The following is a 17,238-nucleotide window of genomic DNA, read 5'->3' as shown; positions in this document are numbered from 1 at the left end:
TTTATTAACCGATAAATAATGTGTGTTTTAAGCCCGCTTTGCGGGCTTTTTTTATGGTAAATTTAACGGTTCTACACTAAAGTGAAGTTAGTTTAAACAATGCAGGATAGCTGGATGGTAGGTAAGATTTTGTTGCTATTAATAGCTTTAATGTTAAGCCTTAATAGCCATGCGAGCGATAAAAAAATTTACGCATGGAAAGACAAAAATGGGGTGTTGGTTTTTTCAGATACTCCTCAGCCTGGCGCTAAAGAGGTTAAACTCACGAGCCAACATCTCAGCATGCCCGCTACAAACACCGATATTCTTGATACTGCTCCTACTAAAACAGCAGTAAAGTTTAGTATTAGTATTTCATCGCCTGAACCAAACCAAACTATCAGGGAAAACACCGGCTCTGTGTATGTCTCTACCCGTATTGCCCCTCGATTTGAAGCTGGATTTACCATTGGTTTATTTTTAAATGGCGTTGCCATTGGTGAACCTAGTGACACCACTACACTGGCGTTAAGAGATGTGGAGCGAGGCCAACACACACTGCAAGTTAAACTTTATAATAAACAAAATCAGGTAATTGCAACCAGTCCTGACAGTGTATTTTTTATGCACCGTAAAGGCCTTAACATAGGTCGATAATTACAATTAAGTACGCGTGTTTAGCGTATATTTTCTAAAAACCTTGCCTACCTTCCCAGGCGCACTAAAATGGTGCAATGATGATTAATAAAACACATTTTAGCCCAGAGCTACTGAATATAATTTGGCAAAACCAAACAACCGCCCTGATGTTACTTGATGAAAGCTTTCAGCTTATTTACGCTAACACCAGTGCCAGTGAATTACTTGGCTTAGGCGAAAAACGTTTGCTAGGACAAGCATTCGACGATTTATTTAACTACCATTCTATCGACTTAAAACGCATTGCACAGTACTCGTTAGTTGATGGTGTAGACTGCCACCAGCACAGGGCTGACGTGGTGTTTATCGATTCTCGCCATGCAAAATTAGCGGTGAGTACTCGGCGAATAAAACATAACGACACCTATTATATTTTATTTGAATGTCGACAAACCGATGACGAAATAAAACATGACCAAGTCTCAAATCAAATGCATCAATACCAAGCTGCACGTAACTTAATTCGCGGTTTAGCCCATGAAATTAAAAACCCGCTGGGTGGAATTCGCGGGGCGGCGCAATTATTGCAGTATGAGGGTGATCAACAAGAAAGAGATCAATGTGCAGAACTGATAATTGAACAAGCCGATCGGTTGCGTGAATTAGTTGATAGACTCCTTGGGCCTAACCAACTACCGCAAAAATCGTATGGCAATATACATCAAACATTAGAGTCGGTTGTTAAACTCAGTACGTTAGATAACAACCGCGATATTCGGTTAGTTAAAGACTACGACCCGAGTATTCCTGATGTCTATATTGATCAGAGCAAGGTTCAACAAGTGGTGCTTAATATTGTGCGTAATGCGCAACAGGCATTGGTGGATGGTGGCGAAATAAAAATAAAAACACGGATTAATTATCAGCATCGTCGCCCGGGAAAAGCCCCTAAAAAGGCATTGCTTATTCAAGTAATGGATAACGGCCCAGGTATTGATGCTAATTTACGCGACACCTTATTTTACCCTATGACCACTAATAAAGAAGGTGGCTCGGGACTTGGATTATCTATAGCGCAAACCTTGATTGATCAACATGATGGCTATATCGAATGCGATAGTTGGCCAGGACATACTGAATTTAATATTTATCTGCCATTTACAGATTAATACTTTGGAGTTTGCATGAAAACAGCTTGGCTTGTAGATGATGATGCCTCAATTCGCTTTGTACTAGAAAAAGCACTGACTCGCGCAGGGTTTGAAGTAGAAAGCTTTGCAGATGCGCAAAACGTTCTTAATGCACTAAAATTTAGTCAACCCAGTGTGTTAATTTCAGATGTAAGAATGCCGGGGATGGACGGGATGGCGTTACTTGAGCTGATAGCTGAGCAAACCCCTGGCCTACCCGTTATTATTATGACCGCACACTCTGATTTAGACTCAGCGGTTAATGCTTTTCAAAAAGGTGCGTTTGAGTACTTAGCTAAACCGTTTGATTTAAATGAAGCCGTTGCGCTAGTGGAAAGCGCCTATCGTGCTAATTCGACCAAAAAAACCAAACGAAAAAGCGCGCCACCCAAAAGCGCTCATATTATTGGCGAAGCCCCTGCTATGCAGGAAGTGTTTCGTGCTATAGGCAAACTCTCAGCATCCAGTATGAGCGTACTCATCAATGGTGAATCAGGTACCGGTAAAGAGTTGGTTGCCAGCGCCTTGCACAATCACAGCCCGCGTAAAGAAAACCAATTTATTGCTCTTAATATGGCCGCTATTCCTAAAGAGTTAGTTGAGTCTGAATTATTTGGCCATGAAAAAGGCGCTTTTACGGGGGCCGATAGCGTGCGTAAAGGGCGCTTTGAACAAGCCAATGGCGGTACCTTATTTTTGGATGAAATAGGTGATATGCCACTTGATGTACAAACCCGCTTGTTACGCGTATTAGCCGATGGCGAGTTTTACCGCGTTGGCGGCCATCAAAGTATAAAAGTGGATGTGCGCATCATTGCTGCCACTCACCAAAATTTAGAAGAGCTGGTAAAACAAGGTAAGTTTAGAGATGACTTATTTCATCGTTTAAACGTGGTTCGCTTACGCTTGCCGGCTCTACGCGAGCGCCCCGAAGACATAGAACGCTTAGCGCTACACTTTTTACATAAAAGTGCAAAAGACCTGCAAGTAGATAGTAAAGTACTTAGCCCTAAAGCGATTAAACAACTGTGTTTATTTAATTGGCCAGGAAATGTTCGCCAGCTTGAAAACACCTGTCGATGGTTAACCGTAATGGCACCTGGGGAGCTGATTGGTGAGCAAGATTTACCCCCTGAAATTATTGATAATGCCGCCGCAACTCAAGAAGGCGATTGGCTAGATTCATTTCAGCAATGGCTTAATCAAGAGTTTAAACAAGGTAAAGAAAATATTTGGCCGGATATTCAAGCCCAGCTGGAAACCCGCTTAATAAAAACAGCACTCGCTAATTGTTCAGGCCATAAGCAAGAAGCCGCGGTAAAAATTGGTTGGGGTCGCAATACGTTGACCCGTAAATTAAAAGAGCGCAATATTAGCTGATATTTTATAAGGCTAGCGCCCTAGGTTATTGATGAAGTTAATTGAAAACATCCCTTTGTTTAAGCAAATGGAAATTATAAATCGCTTAGAATTCTTTAAAGAGTTCACGCTTAATGAACGTCAAATTCTTTTAGAGTCGTTTGGATTATTATACTTAGTAAGTAAAAATCAGTTTTTATTTAAAGAGTTTGATAATGACAAGCGACTTTTTATTGTCCTCAGTGGCTCTTTGATGGTGTTTAAGCATAGTCACCTACTGGAACTGGGTAGTATAGAGCCTGGTGAATTTATTGGTGAGGGCGCGTTTATTAATAACCGAGAGCGCAGCATTAATGCACGCGCCAAAGAAAATGCCATCGTACTGGCTATTACTGCCGATGCCCTTACCCGCCTACCTAATGTTATACGCGAAAAAATTAAAGACCGTATTATTGAAGGAATGAGCCTGCGCATAGCTAAACTAAGCGAACATATAGAAACCCACGGTTAAATCAGTCCATATAAACAATTTGTAGTGAGCAATCAAGCCAACCAGGGGTGTTAACGCTTGCGGTATATGTGTAGGTATCTGACGGCTTGGCGCCAAAGGGGGTATTTACAAGCGGCTGCGAATGACTGTATGTTTGCGAATAGTCTTTAAAATAAACAACAACATAACCATATAAATATTCCCAGTTTAGCCTCACGATTGCGCCACTTGGTAATGTAAACTCAACAGCTTCATTTGCAAATTTGACTGCTAAATCATTGTATTTATCTTCGCTGCAATGAGTTGTTCTCAGCTGTTTAGGCATAACAAAATTTCTATTGGCATCAGCATTTTTTAAATAAAAGCCTATATTGCCATCACCATAAAAATGATTTGAACGACTTGTATAATTAACTTGTGGCGCGTACCCTAGCTCTTGCATTATAGCTGCAAGTTGCTCCGTCTCTTTGGGGTAAATTTTATCGCTTGAGAGTAGTAATGTGGCCTCACCAAAATCTGATGGGATTGCTAGTTCTACATATTCATAGGGAAGAGTTTGTGCATTTAGTGCAGCATCTAGCTGGTTGCGCTGTTCACCTTGCAAGTTTTCAATAAAAACATAAACAGTAGGTCGCTGGCACGCAGCTAATAAAAACACCAATACACATATTAAAATTCCATTTTTCATTATCACCCCCAATCGATTACAAGTGTAGTCTATAAGGGGTGATTTAAAATGGCAATTTAATTTATTTGGTTATTTAACCATGCATCAACACTCTGGCGATTATAAAGTACTTCATTAAATAAACGATGTCGTTCAAATACCAGCTCGCTTTGTTTGGTTTTAAGCCCGCTGACTAACTGACTATGGGTGTCATTAAACTTGGAGATAACTGAAAAACCACGTTCAGTGTCTTCTTGTACCTGCTGAGCCAAATGCTTTCTAACATCATCAGCAGTTAACATATCTGAATTGTCTAAGCCCATTAGCTCTTTTTTCATCGCTAATCTTATGCCCATGTTTTACTCCACTGTTTATATTCAATCTCTTTTTACGACAGATATTGGCAATAAGCGCGCCAATGTGTAATTTTTTTCACGCGAAGTGTAGTCTTGAATTACTTCAGTTTTTTTAAAGACAAATGAAAGAGGTAAAAAGTTTCATAAAAAATGCACAATCATCGCATCTAACAAACGCACTTTGGTGCAAAATAACCAGCTAGCCTTTATACTACAGCTAATGCCACCCCCACAGAGAAACATGATGAACAAAGAATATATAGAAATTGAATTAGAAGAAGAGCCTATAGAGCTTTGTAAATTATTAAAAGTATTAGATCTAGTTGAAGGTGGTGGCCAAGCAAAAAATCTAATTAGCGGTGGCTATGTAGGTGTTAACCATGAAATTTGTACAATTAAACGGAAAAAATTATACAGTGGCGATGTTCTTACATTTGATGGCGAGTTGTTCCAACTGACGCTAAGTGAAGATGCAACTCCTGCAGAGCGTCCTGTTATTGATGAAACAGTTACAGCAGAAAAAGCCGCGCCCGTAGCAACAACAGAGCCGGCTAAAAATAAGCGCAAACGTACTAAAAAACCTAAAGTGGATGAAAAAACGGGTCGTCGTCCTATTTCGTTTGGCTAACATTCGCTTACGTCATATGTGTTATTAAAAGCCAGTTTGCATCACTGGCTTTTTTATTCTTTAATAGAATATCAATAATAAAAAATCGATGCTTACATGTCAGAAAACACTGCAAACCGCTGGATAAAACCCGTACTCATCACCGCCCTGTTATGGAATATATTAGGTGTTTTTGCATTTATCATGCAGCTATTATTAACACCCGAAATGGTAAGTAAACTCCCACAAGAACAACAACTTGCTTATAACAGCCAACCCCTATGGGCTACTTTAGCGTTTGCTATTGCAGTATTTGGCGGCGCATTAGGGTGCGTACTTTTATTATTCAAAAAGTCACTAGCCACATTAACATTAATAATCTCTTTGGCAGCGGTTTTAGCTCAGCAATACTATAATTTTATGATTATTAATAGCATCAGCTTGTTTGGCGTTAGCGCTATTTTTATGCCTATTGCAGTGACCTTAATTGCGATTGCATTGGTGTATTTAAGTTTCCACTTAAAACAACAGGACTACTTTAAATAACACTTTTTTGAGTTTAGTTTTGTGGCCAATTATTACTCAGAGCATCCCTTGAATTTTAACTTTTGGCCTTCATCTCTATTTATATAACAGTCAAAAAAATTACACTGCATAGTATTTTTTTATCATGGTACACAGTTTGCAAACTACTACAGAGGTCACTTTTTCAAGAATATCAATCTAATTTATTGAAGGGACAAATAATGAAAAATAGTTTCGACACCCAACAACAGCTTACTATCAATGGCGAGCAATATCATATTAACTCGCTCATGGGACTTGGCGATAAAGCCAAACGCCTGCCTTTTTCGTTAAAAATATTACTAGAAAATTTATTGCGTAATGAAGATGGTGTGAATATTAAAGAGCAAGATATTCAGGCACTACTAGATTGGGATCCAAAGGCTAAGCCCTCGGCCGAAGTAGCCTTCACCCCTGCCCGCGTAGTAATGCAAGATTTTACCGGTGTCCCTGCTATTGTTGACTTAGCCGCCATGCGTGATGCGATGGAAAAACTTGGTGGCGATCCTGCAAAAATAAATCCGCTTTCTCCGGCTGAACTGGTGATAGATCACTCAGTACAAGTGGATGGTTACGGTAAAGATGGCTCATTCGACTTAAATTCAAAACTAGAATATGAACGTAATAAAGAGCGATACGAATTTTTACGTTGGGGTCAAACTGCATTTGATAATTTAAAAGTGGTGCCACCAGCCACAGGTATTGTCCATCAAGTAAATTTAGAGTATTTAGCCCGCGTAGTATTTAATGATACAAAAAACGGTAAATCGTTAGCTTATCCAGATACACTGGTTGGTACTGATTCTCACACAACCATGATCAACGGCTTAGGCGTACTCGGTTGGGGTGTAGGCGGTATTGAAGCCGAAGCCGCAATGCTTGGCCAACCTATTAGCTTGCTTATTCCACAGGTTGTGGGTGTTAAATTAAATGGTCGCTTACCTGAGGGCACTACAGCAACCGATTTAGTACTTACTGTTACTGAAATGCTGCGTAACCACGGTGTGGTAGGTAAGTTTGTTGAGTTTTATGGTGACGGGCTTGCCGACTTACCACTGGCCGACAGAGCGACTATTGCCAACATGGCACCGGAATATGGCGCAACCTGTGGTATTTTCCCTATTGATGATGAAACGATTAATTACTTACGCTTAACTAATCGCGATGAAAAGCAGCTTAAACTGATTGAAGATTACGCAAAACATCAAGGTTTATGGCGTAATGATGGCGATGAAGCACATTATACTGATAAGCTAGAACTAACTTTAGATGATGTAGTACCAAGTCTTGCTGGCCCGAAACGTCCACAAGACAGAATCACACTGGATAAAGCCGGTGATGTTATTGGTCAACACTTAAAAGACTTCCAAGACGAACGTATGGCACGTCGAGATAAAAGCGATGAAGAGCAAGCGCGTATTGAAAGTGAAGGCCCTACTACCAATCCTGACGAACCCACTGATGAAGCGCAGTTTATGGGCGCAGCAAAAGTTAACTTTAATGGCCAAGAGTTTGAATTAAACGATGGCGCCTGCGTCATTGCTGCAATAACAAGCTGTACTAATACCTCTAATCCAAGCGTAATTTTAGCGGCAGGATTAGTGGCTCAAAAAGCATGTCAATTAGGTATTAATGTAAAACCTTGGGTTAAAACGTCTTTAGCACCAGGTTCGCAGGTGGTTACCGATTACCTTGAAAAAGCAGGGTTAATGGATGATCTTGATGCGCTTGGTTTTAACTTAGTTGGTTATGGCTGTACCACCTGTATCGGTAACTCAGGCCCATTAGCGGATGAAATTTCAGAAGCTATTCAAAAACATAAACTAATTGTAAGCTCTATTTTGTCGGGTAACCGTAACTTTGAAGGGCGTATTCACCAAGACGTTAAAATGAACTTCCTCGCGTCGCCACCACTTGTAGTAGCTTATGCTATAGCAGGTAGAACCGATATTGATGTATACAACGAACCACTTGCGCAAGATAAGCATGGTAACGATATATACCTTAAAAATATTTGGCCAAGCGTTAAAGAAGTGAGTGAGCTTGTAAAAAATACGGTAACTAAAGAAATGTTCGAAAAAAGCTACGCCAATGTTTACGATGGCGACAGTCGCTGGCAAAAAATTCAAATACCTGATGGTAAGCTTTACGATTGGGATGCTGCCTCGACTTATATCAAAAAAGCGCCATTCTTTGATGGTATGAGTGTTGAACCGCCGGGGATCCCAAAAATAGAAGGTGCGCGCTGTCTAGCTAAACTAGGCGATTCAGTGACTACCGATCATATTTCACCAGCAGGTGCGATTAAAGCGGAGGCACCCGCAGGACTTTATCTACAAGAAAATGGGGTAGAAAAAGCACAGTTTAATTCTTATGGTTCTCGCCGTGGTAATCACGAAGTGATGATGCGTGGTACATTTGCTAATGTGCGCCTTAAAAACTTACTCGCCCCCGGTACTGAGGGCGGTGTCACTCGCACTCAACCTGACGATAAGCTAGAGAGTATTTATGATGCGGCAATGGCATATCAAGAGAGTGGAACACCATTAGTGGTTCTAGCAGGTAAAGAATATGGTACCGGCTCCTCACGAGATTGGGCTGCAAAAGGCTCATTACTACTCGGTATTAAAGCTGTGATAGCACAAAGCTATGAGCGTATTCACCGCTCGAACCTGATTGGTATGGGCGTATTACCTTTACAATTTAAAGAGGGTGAAAGCCATGAATCATTGGGCTTAACGGGGCAAGAACAATTTGATATTCAAGGTTTATACGACAAAACCGACGAAGTCAGTGTCATTGCCACTAACAGTGAAGGTAAACAAGTTAGTTTTAGTGCCGATGTGCGTATTGATACCCCTAAAGAGTGGGATTACTACAAACATGGCGGGATTTTACAGTACGTATTACGCAATATGCTCGACTAACTAGCCATTAAACAGTAGTAGCTTAAAAGCCCAGCTCAGCAATGAGCTGGGCTTTTTTACATTCGCTATAGAGTAAATATTGATACACCCTTGCGCTAAATCAATGTTGCTCTATCAAGATACCATACACTAAGAAGACACGCTGCGCAGAGGTCGCCATGTCTTCAATAGTAATGATAAGACTACTTAAAACATCTATTTTGCTTGGGTTATGCCTGATTGTGACAGGCCATATATTAATTGTATCGAGCTACTTTACCAGCCAGTACGGTATTAAAGGCATTATTACTGCAGCAGCGTGCATTGCAATTGGTGTGTTTTTATCACTGCCAACTAAAATTTATTTAACCATATTATTAATGGAAGCAGAAAAGCGCTACTTGAAATCGCAGTAACCGTCTAGAGCTAAAAGCCGCTGAAACTTTCGACTTCTTTACTGCGTTGCTCAATTCTCTTTTTGGCTTTTTCAGCATCTTCAAACAACTTATTGATTGACTCACTGTTGTATATTTCAGGCGCTCGCTGAGGAAAAGGTTTTGCCGCAGATTTAGCACTGCCACTTAATATAGCTGTATCTTCGGCTACCACAACATTAATATCTGCGGGATCAAGATGCACTTCAATACTCTTGCCATTTTTATTTGGCACATCGGAGAAATGCCACTGCCCTTGCTCATCTTGCCACTTATAAATTTTACTTTGAGAGTCAGATGCTAACGGTGACGATGTGATTTTATCTCCTACTTTTTTAAGCTCAAGTGTGAGCTGTTCGAATGTATTAGATGAAAGCGCTACCACTTTATCTTTAATAGAAAAAGATTCATTTTTAATCAATGAGCTGGTGAGCCAAGGTTGCCCATTTGGCTTTTTAAGATAAAACAAAGAGATAAGAGCAATGACCATTACTGATATTGCTAAGTAGGTAAAGTATTTCATAGCGTTCCTGCTGTAAATTTAATCCTTTATTATCATTAATATAATAAAAAAACAGCAGTCAGGCAATTATTTTCCACAAAATAAAAACGCAGCTTTAGCTGCGTTTTTAAATTTATAGCTTTGAATAATAAGGTAATTAAATTCCATCACCATCAATATGCAAGCCACACTCACGGTTCAGCCCAAAAAAGCGGGTTTCTTCTTCGCTCATTCCTGGCTCTAATTTACGCGTAGTGTGTACATCACCCATAGACACATAACCTTGCTCCCATAATGGGTGGTATGGCAGATCATGTTTAGTGAGGTATTGGTACACATCACGATTATTCCACTCAATAATAGGGTACACTTTTACTGTACCTCGGCTGATTTCTAAAACTTGTTTTTCAGCACGGCTCGACGATTGATCTCGACGCAAGCCACTAAACCAGGTGCTCGCGTTAAGCTCTTTTAAAGCACGCGTCATTGGCTCTACTTTATTGAGCTGGTTGTATTGCTTAATACCTTCTTCACCTAGCTCCCATAGTTTTCCAAATTTAGCCTCTTGCCATGCAGGGCTCAACTGCGCTTTATACACTTTTAAATTAAGTGATAAACGCTCGCTCATCTGATCGATAAACTGATAGGTTTCTGGAAATAGATAACCCGTGTCTGTTAATACAACAGGTATATCGGGGCGCTGTGATGTCATTAAATGCAACATTACCGCTGCTTGAATACCAAAACTCGATGATAAAAACGCGGTGTCAGGCAAGTGCTCTAACGCCCATGCAACGCGCTGCTCAGCACTCATGTTAGCCAGCAAACCGTTCGCATCAGCTAACATAGCCTGTTGGCTTTGCTTATCTAGCTGTAATATGTTTTTAAATTCACTCATGGTCAATTTTAAACCTCACCAGCGCGGTGCGCTGCTTTTAAATTATGCGTAAAAATCGGTAACAGATACTTTTACTTCTGCAACAATACCCTTGCGAATAACAAAATCACCAAAGCATTCGCCTTCATTGCGCTCACTAACCCATTGCCCAATCAGCTTATCAAATGCCTCTAGGTAAACTTCTTCGCCCACATTTTCAAGATAAAGCTTAGGGATACGCGTACCCTCCGTATTCCCGCCAAGGTAAACATTGTACTTACCTGGGCCTTTACCTACTAATCCAGCTTCAGCTAGCATGGCACGACCACAGCCGTTAGGGCAACCAACCACACGCATAATAATGCTGTCATTTGGTACTCCATGCTTAGCCAATAAGCCTTCTATTTTTTCAATTAAACTCGGTAAGTAACGCTCGGCTTCAGCCATCGCTAAAGGACAAGTGGGCAGTGACACACACGCCATTGAGTTTTTACGTTGCTCAGTGTCTTTGTCATCAATCAAACCGTGTTCACGCGCTATTTTTTCAATGATTGCTTTTTGATCCGCAGGCACACCGGCAATAATTAAGTTTTGATTGGCGGTCATGCGAAAGTCACCTTGATGGATTTCTGCAATCTTACGACACCCTGTTTTCAGTGGCTTATTGGGGTAATCTAAAATACGACCACTTTGAATAAAGAGCGTTAAGTGATGTTTACCGTCAATGCCTTCAACCCAGCCAATACGATCCCCTCGATGAGTAAACTCATAAGGGCGGCTTGGTGCAAAACTCACGCCTGCACGTTTTTCAACTTCTGCTTTAAATACACCAGACCCAACACGGTCAAGTGTGTATTTAGTTTTTGCGTTTTTACGGTTAGAACGATTACCCCAATCACGCTGAACAGATACCACGTGCTCAGCAATTTTTAGGGTATCTTCAAGGGCAATAAAACCAAAATCATCGGCTTTTCGTGGATACGTTGCAGTATCACCATGGGTCATGGCAAGGCCACCCCCTACTAGCACGTTAAAACCAACTAATTTACCGTTATCAGCAATCGCCACAAAGTTTAAGTCGTTTGCATGAACATCCACTTCATTATTTGGTGGAATTGTTACAGTGGTTTTAAACTTACGCGGTAAATAAGTTGAGCCTAAAATTGGCTCTTCTGTGGTTTCGCTTTTTTCGCCATTGAGCCAAATCTCTGCATACGCTTTGGTTTTAGGTAATAAGTGTTCAGAAATCTTTGCCGCCCACTCATACGCCTCCTGGTGTAACTCAGACTCAACAGGGTTAGTGGTACAAAGTACATTTCGGTTCACGTCACCGGCAGTTGCAATAGAATCAATACCCACGCTATTAAGTAATTGGTGCATACCTTTAATTTCAGGTTTTAATACACCATGAAACTGAAATGTTTGGCGCGTAGTTAAACGAATACTGCCATAGCTGGTTTTCTCCCCAGCAAACTTATCAATTGCTAACCATTGCTCGGGCTTAATAATGCCGCCAGGCATACGCGCACGCAGCATGACATTATGTAGTGGTTCTAGCTTTTGCTTAGCACGCTCAGGACGAATATCGCGGTCATCTTGCTGGTACATGCCATGAAAACGAATTAACTGGAAATTATCGGCAGTAAAACCACCGGTAATTTCATCTTTTAAATCTTGCGCTATAGTGCCGCGTAAAAAGTTACTTTCTCTTTTTAAACGTTCGTTATCAGAAAGCTTTACGGTTTTATCTTGTTCGCTCATTTTAAATCCTAAATTTGTTACAGTGACGGCTGTTAGCTTTTAATAAAATAAACAACGTGCACTTAATACACGTCTTTCTGATAGCGATTTGCGCTACGCAAATCTTTTAAGTATTGATCGGCTTCTTCATTACTTTTGCCGGTATTTTCTGTGATGATATCAATTAAGGCATTGTGTACATCTTTAGCCATACGGTTTGCATCGCCACACACATAAAAATGAGCACCCGCTTCTAACCAGTCAAATACTTCTTTTGAGTTTTTACGTAACTTGTCTTGCACGTAAACTTTTTCTGCTTGCTCACGGCTAAACGCCACATCTACTTTACTCAATAAGCCTGATTTTAAGTAACCTTGAATTTCTACTTGGTATAAAAAGTCTTGGGTAAAGTGTGGGTTACCAAAAAACAGCCAGTTTTTACCCGTAGCCTCTCGCGCATCACGTTCTTGTAAAAAAGCACGGAACGGTGCAATACCTGTACCTGGCCCTACCATGATAATCGGTGTGTCATCATTTACTGGTAAGCGGAAGTTGTCGTTATGTTCACTAAATACTTTTACTTTACAGCCTTCTTGCGCACGGCGTGCTAAATAGCCTGAACAGCCACCTAAATGCTCTGTGCCAAACGCTTCAAACTCAACCAATGCAATAGTTAAATGCACTTCGTCCTCAACCTCGCTTTGGCTAGAAGCAATTGAATATAAGCGCGCTTGCAGTTTACGTAGGCAATCAACCAGTGTTTGCGCCTCTAATTTAGCTGGGTTTTGTGCAACCACATCAAAAATTTGGCGAGGCTCAATATATTCGCGCATTGCGGCTTTATCTTCCACAAGCTTAAGAAGTTCAGGCGTGCCTGTAGCCGTGGCATATTTTTCGACAAAACCAGGGTACGATTGTGTCAGCTCTAGTTTTTCAATTAAGGCATCACGCACGCTAAGTTCTTCATCGCCAAGTTTAACGCGGCTAGTTGGATCAATTTGCGTTTGCGCTAGTAGCTCATCTACACGGGCTTCATCATTTAAAAAGTAAATGCCTAACGAGTCACCCGGCGTATAGGTAATGTCAGAGCCTTCAAGTGAAATTTCAACATGGCGTACATCTTTGGTTGAGTCATGACCGGTAATTTTTTGCACTAAGCTTAGCTCTGCCGCAAACGGGTTTTGCTTAGTGTATTGGCTAGCCGCTGTCGTGGGCGTGCCAAATGGCATTGATACAACTTGGCCGCCTGTGGCATCTTGCTGAGCTTTTAAATCTGGTTCAAACGCATTTAACGCGCCCTCAATCCAAGTGGCGGCTTCATCATCGTAATCAACGTCTAGGTCGGCACGTTGATAAATAACCTCTGCACCGAGTTTAGTTAAACGCTCTTCAAAGTCTTTAGCGGTTTGACAGAAAAATTCATAGCTAGAATCACCTAAACCTAATACCGCGACTTTAACGCCATCAAGCTTTGGCGCTTTTTTGGTAATTAAAAATTCGTACAGTGTTTCGGCATCTTCAGGTGGCTCACCTTCACCATAAGTTGATACAACAACGGTTAAAAACTTTTCTTTTTTCAATGCGGTTGGCTTGTAATCTGACATGCTAACCAGCTTTGCAGCTAACCCACGAGATTCAGCTTGCTCTTTAAGCTTAGTCGCCACCGCTTTAGCGTTACCTGTTTGTGAACCATACAAAATAGTAAGTACTGCTGCCTCAGAGGTTGCTGGTGTACCTGCAATTGGCGCACCTAGCGCTGCTGAATTAGCATTAGCAGCCAAATAGCCGCTAACCCACGCTTGCTGAATTGGATTAAGCTCAGCCACTAAACCTTGTAGCTTTTGTACTTGCTCTTGCGAAAGCGGACTTGCTAGCGCATTGAGTTGACCTAACAACATGAATTTTTCCTCATAACCCTGAACGTTAAACACAATGCTTGTTCACATTGTTTAAAATGAGTGCCACCTCATTCAGAAGGTTCTGTTGAGGTTAATTGAGTATGCAGGATAGCCGTCTAAGCATAGATAAAAAAAGAATAGAATCTGCTTTGATATTCCATTTAGTTATTAATCTAGTTAAAAACCAGTGAAATTAACCTAAAGGGTTTTTATTGCCTTTTATGAAATTCTAATTTAACAATTTTGTAACCTTTATGATCTAATGTATATTGCTTAAAACTATAAAATAGGAACACCTATGTTACACGGCATATATAAAAACAAATTACTTTTGAGCGCGTTGTTATTGAGCTCTTTGCCTGCGATGGCTAATGTGGTTAATGGCAACTTTGAACAATGGACAGGCAACACCCCACAAGCATGGACGGTGATTGATAGCGGTATTAACGTATCTGCCAACAGCGCAGTCGTGAGTACAGGCTTACAAGCAGCAGCGATTAGCGTAAATACTGGCACACAAAGTAACACTGACTTTTTACAGCAAGTCGCGGTGGAAATGGGTGAAACTTATGAATTTTCAGTGGATGTGTATCATACCGAAGGTCATCTTAAGGCCCGTTTGTTCATAGATGGTTATAAAGGCTATTCAAATCCAGCACAAACCAATCAATGGCAAACCATAACTTACAGCTATACCGCTGATAGTAGTAAAACGATTGATGTCGGTTTACGCTTTTACGATACAAGCGGCTTTGATGGTAGTGAGTTAGTTTATGTTGATAACTTCTTACCTAATAATGACAGCAGTGATTCTCCAAGCTGCGCAGATAACAGCCTTACTTTTAACCTAACTACAGATAACTACGGCGAAGAAACCAGTTGGCAAATAACACACAACCAAGCTGGTATGGTTGCAAGCGGCAGTGGTTATGCCGCAAATACTCAATACACCGAACAATTATGTTTAACCAATGGCGACTATACATTTACTATTAACGACAGCTACGGCGATGGTATTTGTTGCTCATTTGGCAGTGGCAGCTACGCCTTGAATAATGAAGCCAATTTGCTTGCCAGTGGATCAAGCTTTCAAGCAAGTGAGTCTACCGCATTCTCATTAGGTGCTACCCAGCCAACACCGACGCCAACCGGCTACTATGTTACAACTCAAGGCTTAACTGGCTACACGCTAAAAACTGAGCTTTATAACATTATTAATAACCATAACGCTCAAGGGTATTCTGCTATTTGGAGTTTTTACGACGCATCAGCACGCGATAAATACTTTGAAAATGATAATAGTATTTTAGATATGTACAGTGAAAAGCCAAATGGAGTTGATAGCTACACTTATACTGCTGTAAGCGATCAGTGCGGTACCTACAATAGCGAAGCCGATTGTTATAACCGTGAACATTCATTTCCTAAAAGCTGGTTTGGCGGCACCATAGAACCAATGAACTCTGATGTTCATCATATTTACGCCACTGACGGCTATGTAAATTCAAAGCGTAGCAACTTCCCGTTCGGTGAAGTGGCCAGCGCTACGTTTACTTCAACCAATGGCAGTCAATTAGGTTCTGCAAGTAGTGCGATTAATTACACTGGTACTGTATTTGAGCCTATTGATGAATTTAAAGGTGACTTTGCTCGTGCTTATTTTTACATGGCTACACGCTACCAAAACGTAATCGGCTCTTGGCAAAATAACACCACGGCTAGTAATGCCGTACTTAACGGCTCTAGTAACCAAGTATTTGAAAATTGGGTCGTGGCTATGTTATTAAAATGGCATAACAACGACCCCGTTAGCCAAATGGAATTAGACCGCAATCAAGCAGCGTTTGAATTTCAGGGAAATCGTAACCCGTATATCGACCACCCTGAATTTGTAGAAATGATTTGGTAAAAGGGCTCCGGGCTTCGGGCTTCGGGCTTCGGGCTTCGCAGAAAAGCATATGCCTTTGCACTTGCAAAGGCTTTTCTTACGCCTATTTTATAATAATATTTTATTGCACTTAGGTTCGTAACACTCAACCCAAACTACGGCGCTATAATTTACTTCTGCCAGCTAAAGGCTGAAAGCTTACCGCTAAAAACTGCTCTAAACGTAAAAAGCCCCAGCTAATGCCGGGGCTTTTCATAAAACAGACTTAATTAAAAATTAAGCTTGTTTTGGACGTTCAACAACATCTACCAAAGTCCAAGATTTGTTCTTAGAGATTGGAGCGCATTCACGGATAGTAACTACGTCACCCGCTTTTGCAGTGTTATTTTCGTCATGTACGTGTAACTTAGTCGTACGTTTGATGAATTTCCCATAGATTGGGTGCTTCACGTAACGTGCGATAGCAACAGTGAAAGATTTTTCCATCTTGTCGCTGATTACACGGCCTTGAAGAGTACGAATTTTATCGCTCATTATTGACCTGCCTTCTGGTTAATAATTGTTTTTACACGCGCGATATCGCGACGTACTGTTCTTAGCGTGTGTGTCTGAGCTAACTGACCAGTGCTTGCTTGCATGCGCAGGTTAAACTGCTCACGAAGAAGACCTAGAAGTTCAGCATTTAGCTCTTCTACGCTTTTATCTTTTAGTTCGCTTGCTTTCATCACATTACCGTCCGAGTTACGAAAGTTGTTTTGAATGGCAGTTTACGAGCAGCAAGGTTAAACGCTTCACGAGCAAGCTCTTCTGAAACACCTTCCATTTCGTAAAGTACTTTACCAGGCTGAATTTCAGCAACCCAATATTCAACAGAACCTTTACCTTTACCCATACGAACTTCAAGAGGTTTTTCTGTGATCGGCTTGTCAGGGAAGACACGGATCCAGATTTTACCTTGACGTTTCACGTGACGCGTCATAGCACGACGAGCTGCTTCGATTTGACGAGCAGTCATGCGGCCACGACCAGTAGCTTTCAAACCGAAAGTACCGAAGCTTACTTTGTTACCGTTTTGCGCTAGACCACGGTTGCGGCCTTTATGCATTTTACGGAATTTTGTACGTTTTGGCTGTAACATTACT

At 41.1% G+C, this 17,238-nt stretch carries 18 protein-coding genes; 9 read left to right on the top strand and 9 right to left on the bottom strand.

Annotated features, from left to right (window positions below):
• Positions 1 to 114: 114 nt before the first annotated feature.
• From PTET_RS00895 to PTET_RS00880, 4 genes are all read left to right on the top strand, one after another.
• On the top strand, positions 115 to 636 hold the full coding sequence (locus tag PTET_RS00895) for a DUF4124 domain-containing protein (RefSeq protein ID WP_013463794.1): 522 nt from the start codon (positions 115 to 117) through the stop codon (positions 634 to 636).
• Between the two features lie 80 nt (positions 637 to 716).
• Positions 717 to 1,787, top strand: coding sequence for a nitrogen regulation protein NR(II) (gene glnL / locus PTET_RS00890; protein ID WP_013463793.1), 1,071 nt, complete (start codon positions 717 to 719; stop codon positions 1,785 to 1,787).
• Positions 1,788 to 1,802: 15 nt separating this feature from the next.
• On the top strand, positions 1,803 to 3,188 hold the full coding sequence (ntrC, locus tag PTET_RS00885) for a nitrogen regulation protein NR(I) (RefSeq protein WP_010391999.1): 1,386 nt from the start codon (positions 1,803 to 1,805) through the stop codon (positions 3,186 to 3,188).
• 31 nt (positions 3,189 to 3,219) lie between these two features.
• Complete coding sequence (locus PTET_RS00880; protein WP_013463792.1) at positions 3,220 to 3,678, top strand: Crp/Fnr family transcriptional regulator; 459 nt, start codon at positions 3,220 to 3,222, stop codon at positions 3,676 to 3,678.
• Position 3,679: 1 nt separating this feature from the next.
• On the opposite strand, the gene PTET_RS00875 is transcribed toward PTET_RS00880, so the two are convergent.
• Both PTET_RS00875 and PTET_RS00870 read right to left on the bottom strand, forming a co-directional pair.
• Entirely contained in the window at positions 3,680 to 4,345 is a 666-nt protein-coding gene (locus PTET_RS00875) for a hypothetical protein (protein ID WP_013463791.1), read from the bottom strand.
• 56 nt (positions 4,346 to 4,401) lie between these two features.
• The gene (locus PTET_RS00870; protein ID WP_013463790.1) at positions 4,402 to 4,680 is read right to left on the bottom strand and encodes a hypothetical protein; all 279 of its coding nucleotides are present in this window, start codon (positions 4,678 to 4,680) and stop codon (positions 4,402 to 4,404) included.
• A gap of 244 nt (positions 4,681 to 4,924) precedes the next feature.
• On the opposite strand from PTET_RS00870, the gene PTET_RS00865 reads away from it, so the two are divergent.
• The 4 genes from PTET_RS00865 to PTET_RS00850 all read left to right on the top strand — a co-directional run bounded on the left by PTET_RS00865 (position 4,925) and on the right by PTET_RS00850 (position 9,173).
• Positions 4,925 to 5,308, top strand: coding sequence for an RNA-binding S4 domain-containing protein (locus PTET_RS00865; protein WP_096038087.1), 384 nt, complete (start codon positions 4,925 to 4,927; stop codon positions 5,306 to 5,308).
• A gap of 96 nt (positions 5,309 to 5,404) precedes the next feature.
• Positions 5,405 to 5,833, top strand: coding sequence for a hypothetical protein (locus PTET_RS00860; protein WP_013463788.1), 429 nt, complete (start codon positions 5,405 to 5,407; stop codon positions 5,831 to 5,833).
• Positions 5,834 to 6,033: 200 nt separating this feature from the next.
• Positions 6,034 to 8,778 (top strand): aconitate hydratase AcnA, encoded by a 2,745-nt coding sequence (gene acnA, locus PTET_RS00855; protein WP_013463787.1) that lies wholly within the window; start codon positions 6,034 to 6,036, stop codon positions 8,776 to 8,778.
• Positions 8,779 to 8,936: 158 nt separating this feature from the next.
• Complete coding sequence (locus tag PTET_RS00850) at positions 8,937 to 9,173, top strand: hypothetical protein (RefSeq protein ID WP_013463786.1); 237 nt, start codon at positions 8,937 to 8,939, stop codon at positions 9,171 to 9,173.
• Between the two features lie 10 nt (positions 9,174 to 9,183).
• On the opposite strand, the gene PTET_RS00845 is transcribed toward PTET_RS00850, so the two are convergent.
• From PTET_RS00845 to PTET_RS00830, 4 genes are all read right to left on the bottom strand, one after another.
• Positions 9,184 to 9,714, bottom strand: a complete 531-nt coding sequence (locus tag PTET_RS00845; RefSeq protein ID WP_013463785.1) for a DUF4124 domain-containing protein — start codon at positions 9,712 to 9,714, stop codon at positions 9,184 to 9,186.
• 136 nt (positions 9,715 to 9,850) lie between these two features.
• Positions 9,851 to 10,591, bottom strand: coding sequence for a phosphoadenylyl-sulfate reductase (locus PTET_RS00840; RefSeq protein ID WP_013463784.1), 741 nt, complete (start codon positions 10,589 to 10,591; stop codon positions 9,851 to 9,853).
• Between the two features lie 42 nt (positions 10,592 to 10,633).
• Positions 10,634 to 12,331: an assimilatory sulfite reductase (NADPH) hemoprotein subunit gene (gene cysI, locus PTET_RS00835; RefSeq protein WP_013463783.1), complete on the bottom strand. Its 1,698-nt coding sequence runs from the start codon at positions 12,329 to 12,331 to the stop codon at positions 10,634 to 10,636.
• Between the two features lie 62 nt (positions 12,332 to 12,393).
• Complete coding sequence (locus tag PTET_RS00830) at positions 12,394 to 14,208, bottom strand: assimilatory sulfite reductase (NADPH) flavoprotein subunit (RefSeq protein ID WP_013463782.1); 1,815 nt, start codon at positions 14,206 to 14,208, stop codon at positions 12,394 to 12,396.
• A gap of 298 nt (positions 14,209 to 14,506) precedes the next feature.
• On the opposite strand from PTET_RS00830, the gene PTET_RS00825 reads away from it, so the two are divergent.
• Entirely contained in the window at positions 14,507 to 16,117 is a 1,611-nt protein-coding gene (locus PTET_RS00825; protein WP_013463781.1) for an endonuclease, read from the top strand.
• Between the two features lie 255 nt (positions 16,118 to 16,372).
• On the opposite strand, the gene rpsQ is transcribed toward PTET_RS00825, so the two are convergent.
• From rpsQ to rplP, 3 genes are read right to left on the bottom strand one after another with little or no spacing between them, the layout of a single operon-like run.
• Positions 16,373 to 16,630 carry a 30S ribosomal protein S17 gene (gene rpsQ, locus PTET_RS00820; protein ID WP_013463780.1) on the bottom strand — a complete coding sequence of 86 codons (258 nt, stop codon included), beginning with the start codon at positions 16,628 to 16,630 and terminating at the stop codon, positions 16,373 to 16,375.
• Positions 16,630 to 16,821 (bottom strand): 50S ribosomal protein L29, encoded by a 192-nt coding sequence (gene rpmC / locus PTET_RS00815; RefSeq protein WP_004588692.1) that lies wholly within the window; start codon positions 16,819 to 16,821, stop codon positions 16,630 to 16,632. Before rpmC ends, rpsQ begins: the two co-directional genes overlap by 1 nt.
• Positions 16,821 to 17,234, bottom strand: a complete 414-nt coding sequence (rplP, locus tag PTET_RS00810; protein ID WP_008108352.1) for a 50S ribosomal protein L16 — start codon at positions 17,232 to 17,234, stop codon at positions 16,821 to 16,823. Before rplP ends, rpmC begins: the two co-directional genes overlap by 1 nt.
• Positions 17,235 to 17,238 lie beyond the last annotated feature (4 nt).

Origin of the sequence: Pseudoalteromonas tetraodonis, from assembly GCF_002310835.1 — a bacterium.
Lineage (GTDB): Bacteria > Pseudomonadota > Gammaproteobacteria > Enterobacterales > Alteromonadaceae > Pseudoalteromonas > Pseudoalteromonas tetraodonis.
Note: the sequence above shows the minus strand (reverse complement) of the source record. Positions and strands in the feature narration are given on the sequence as shown.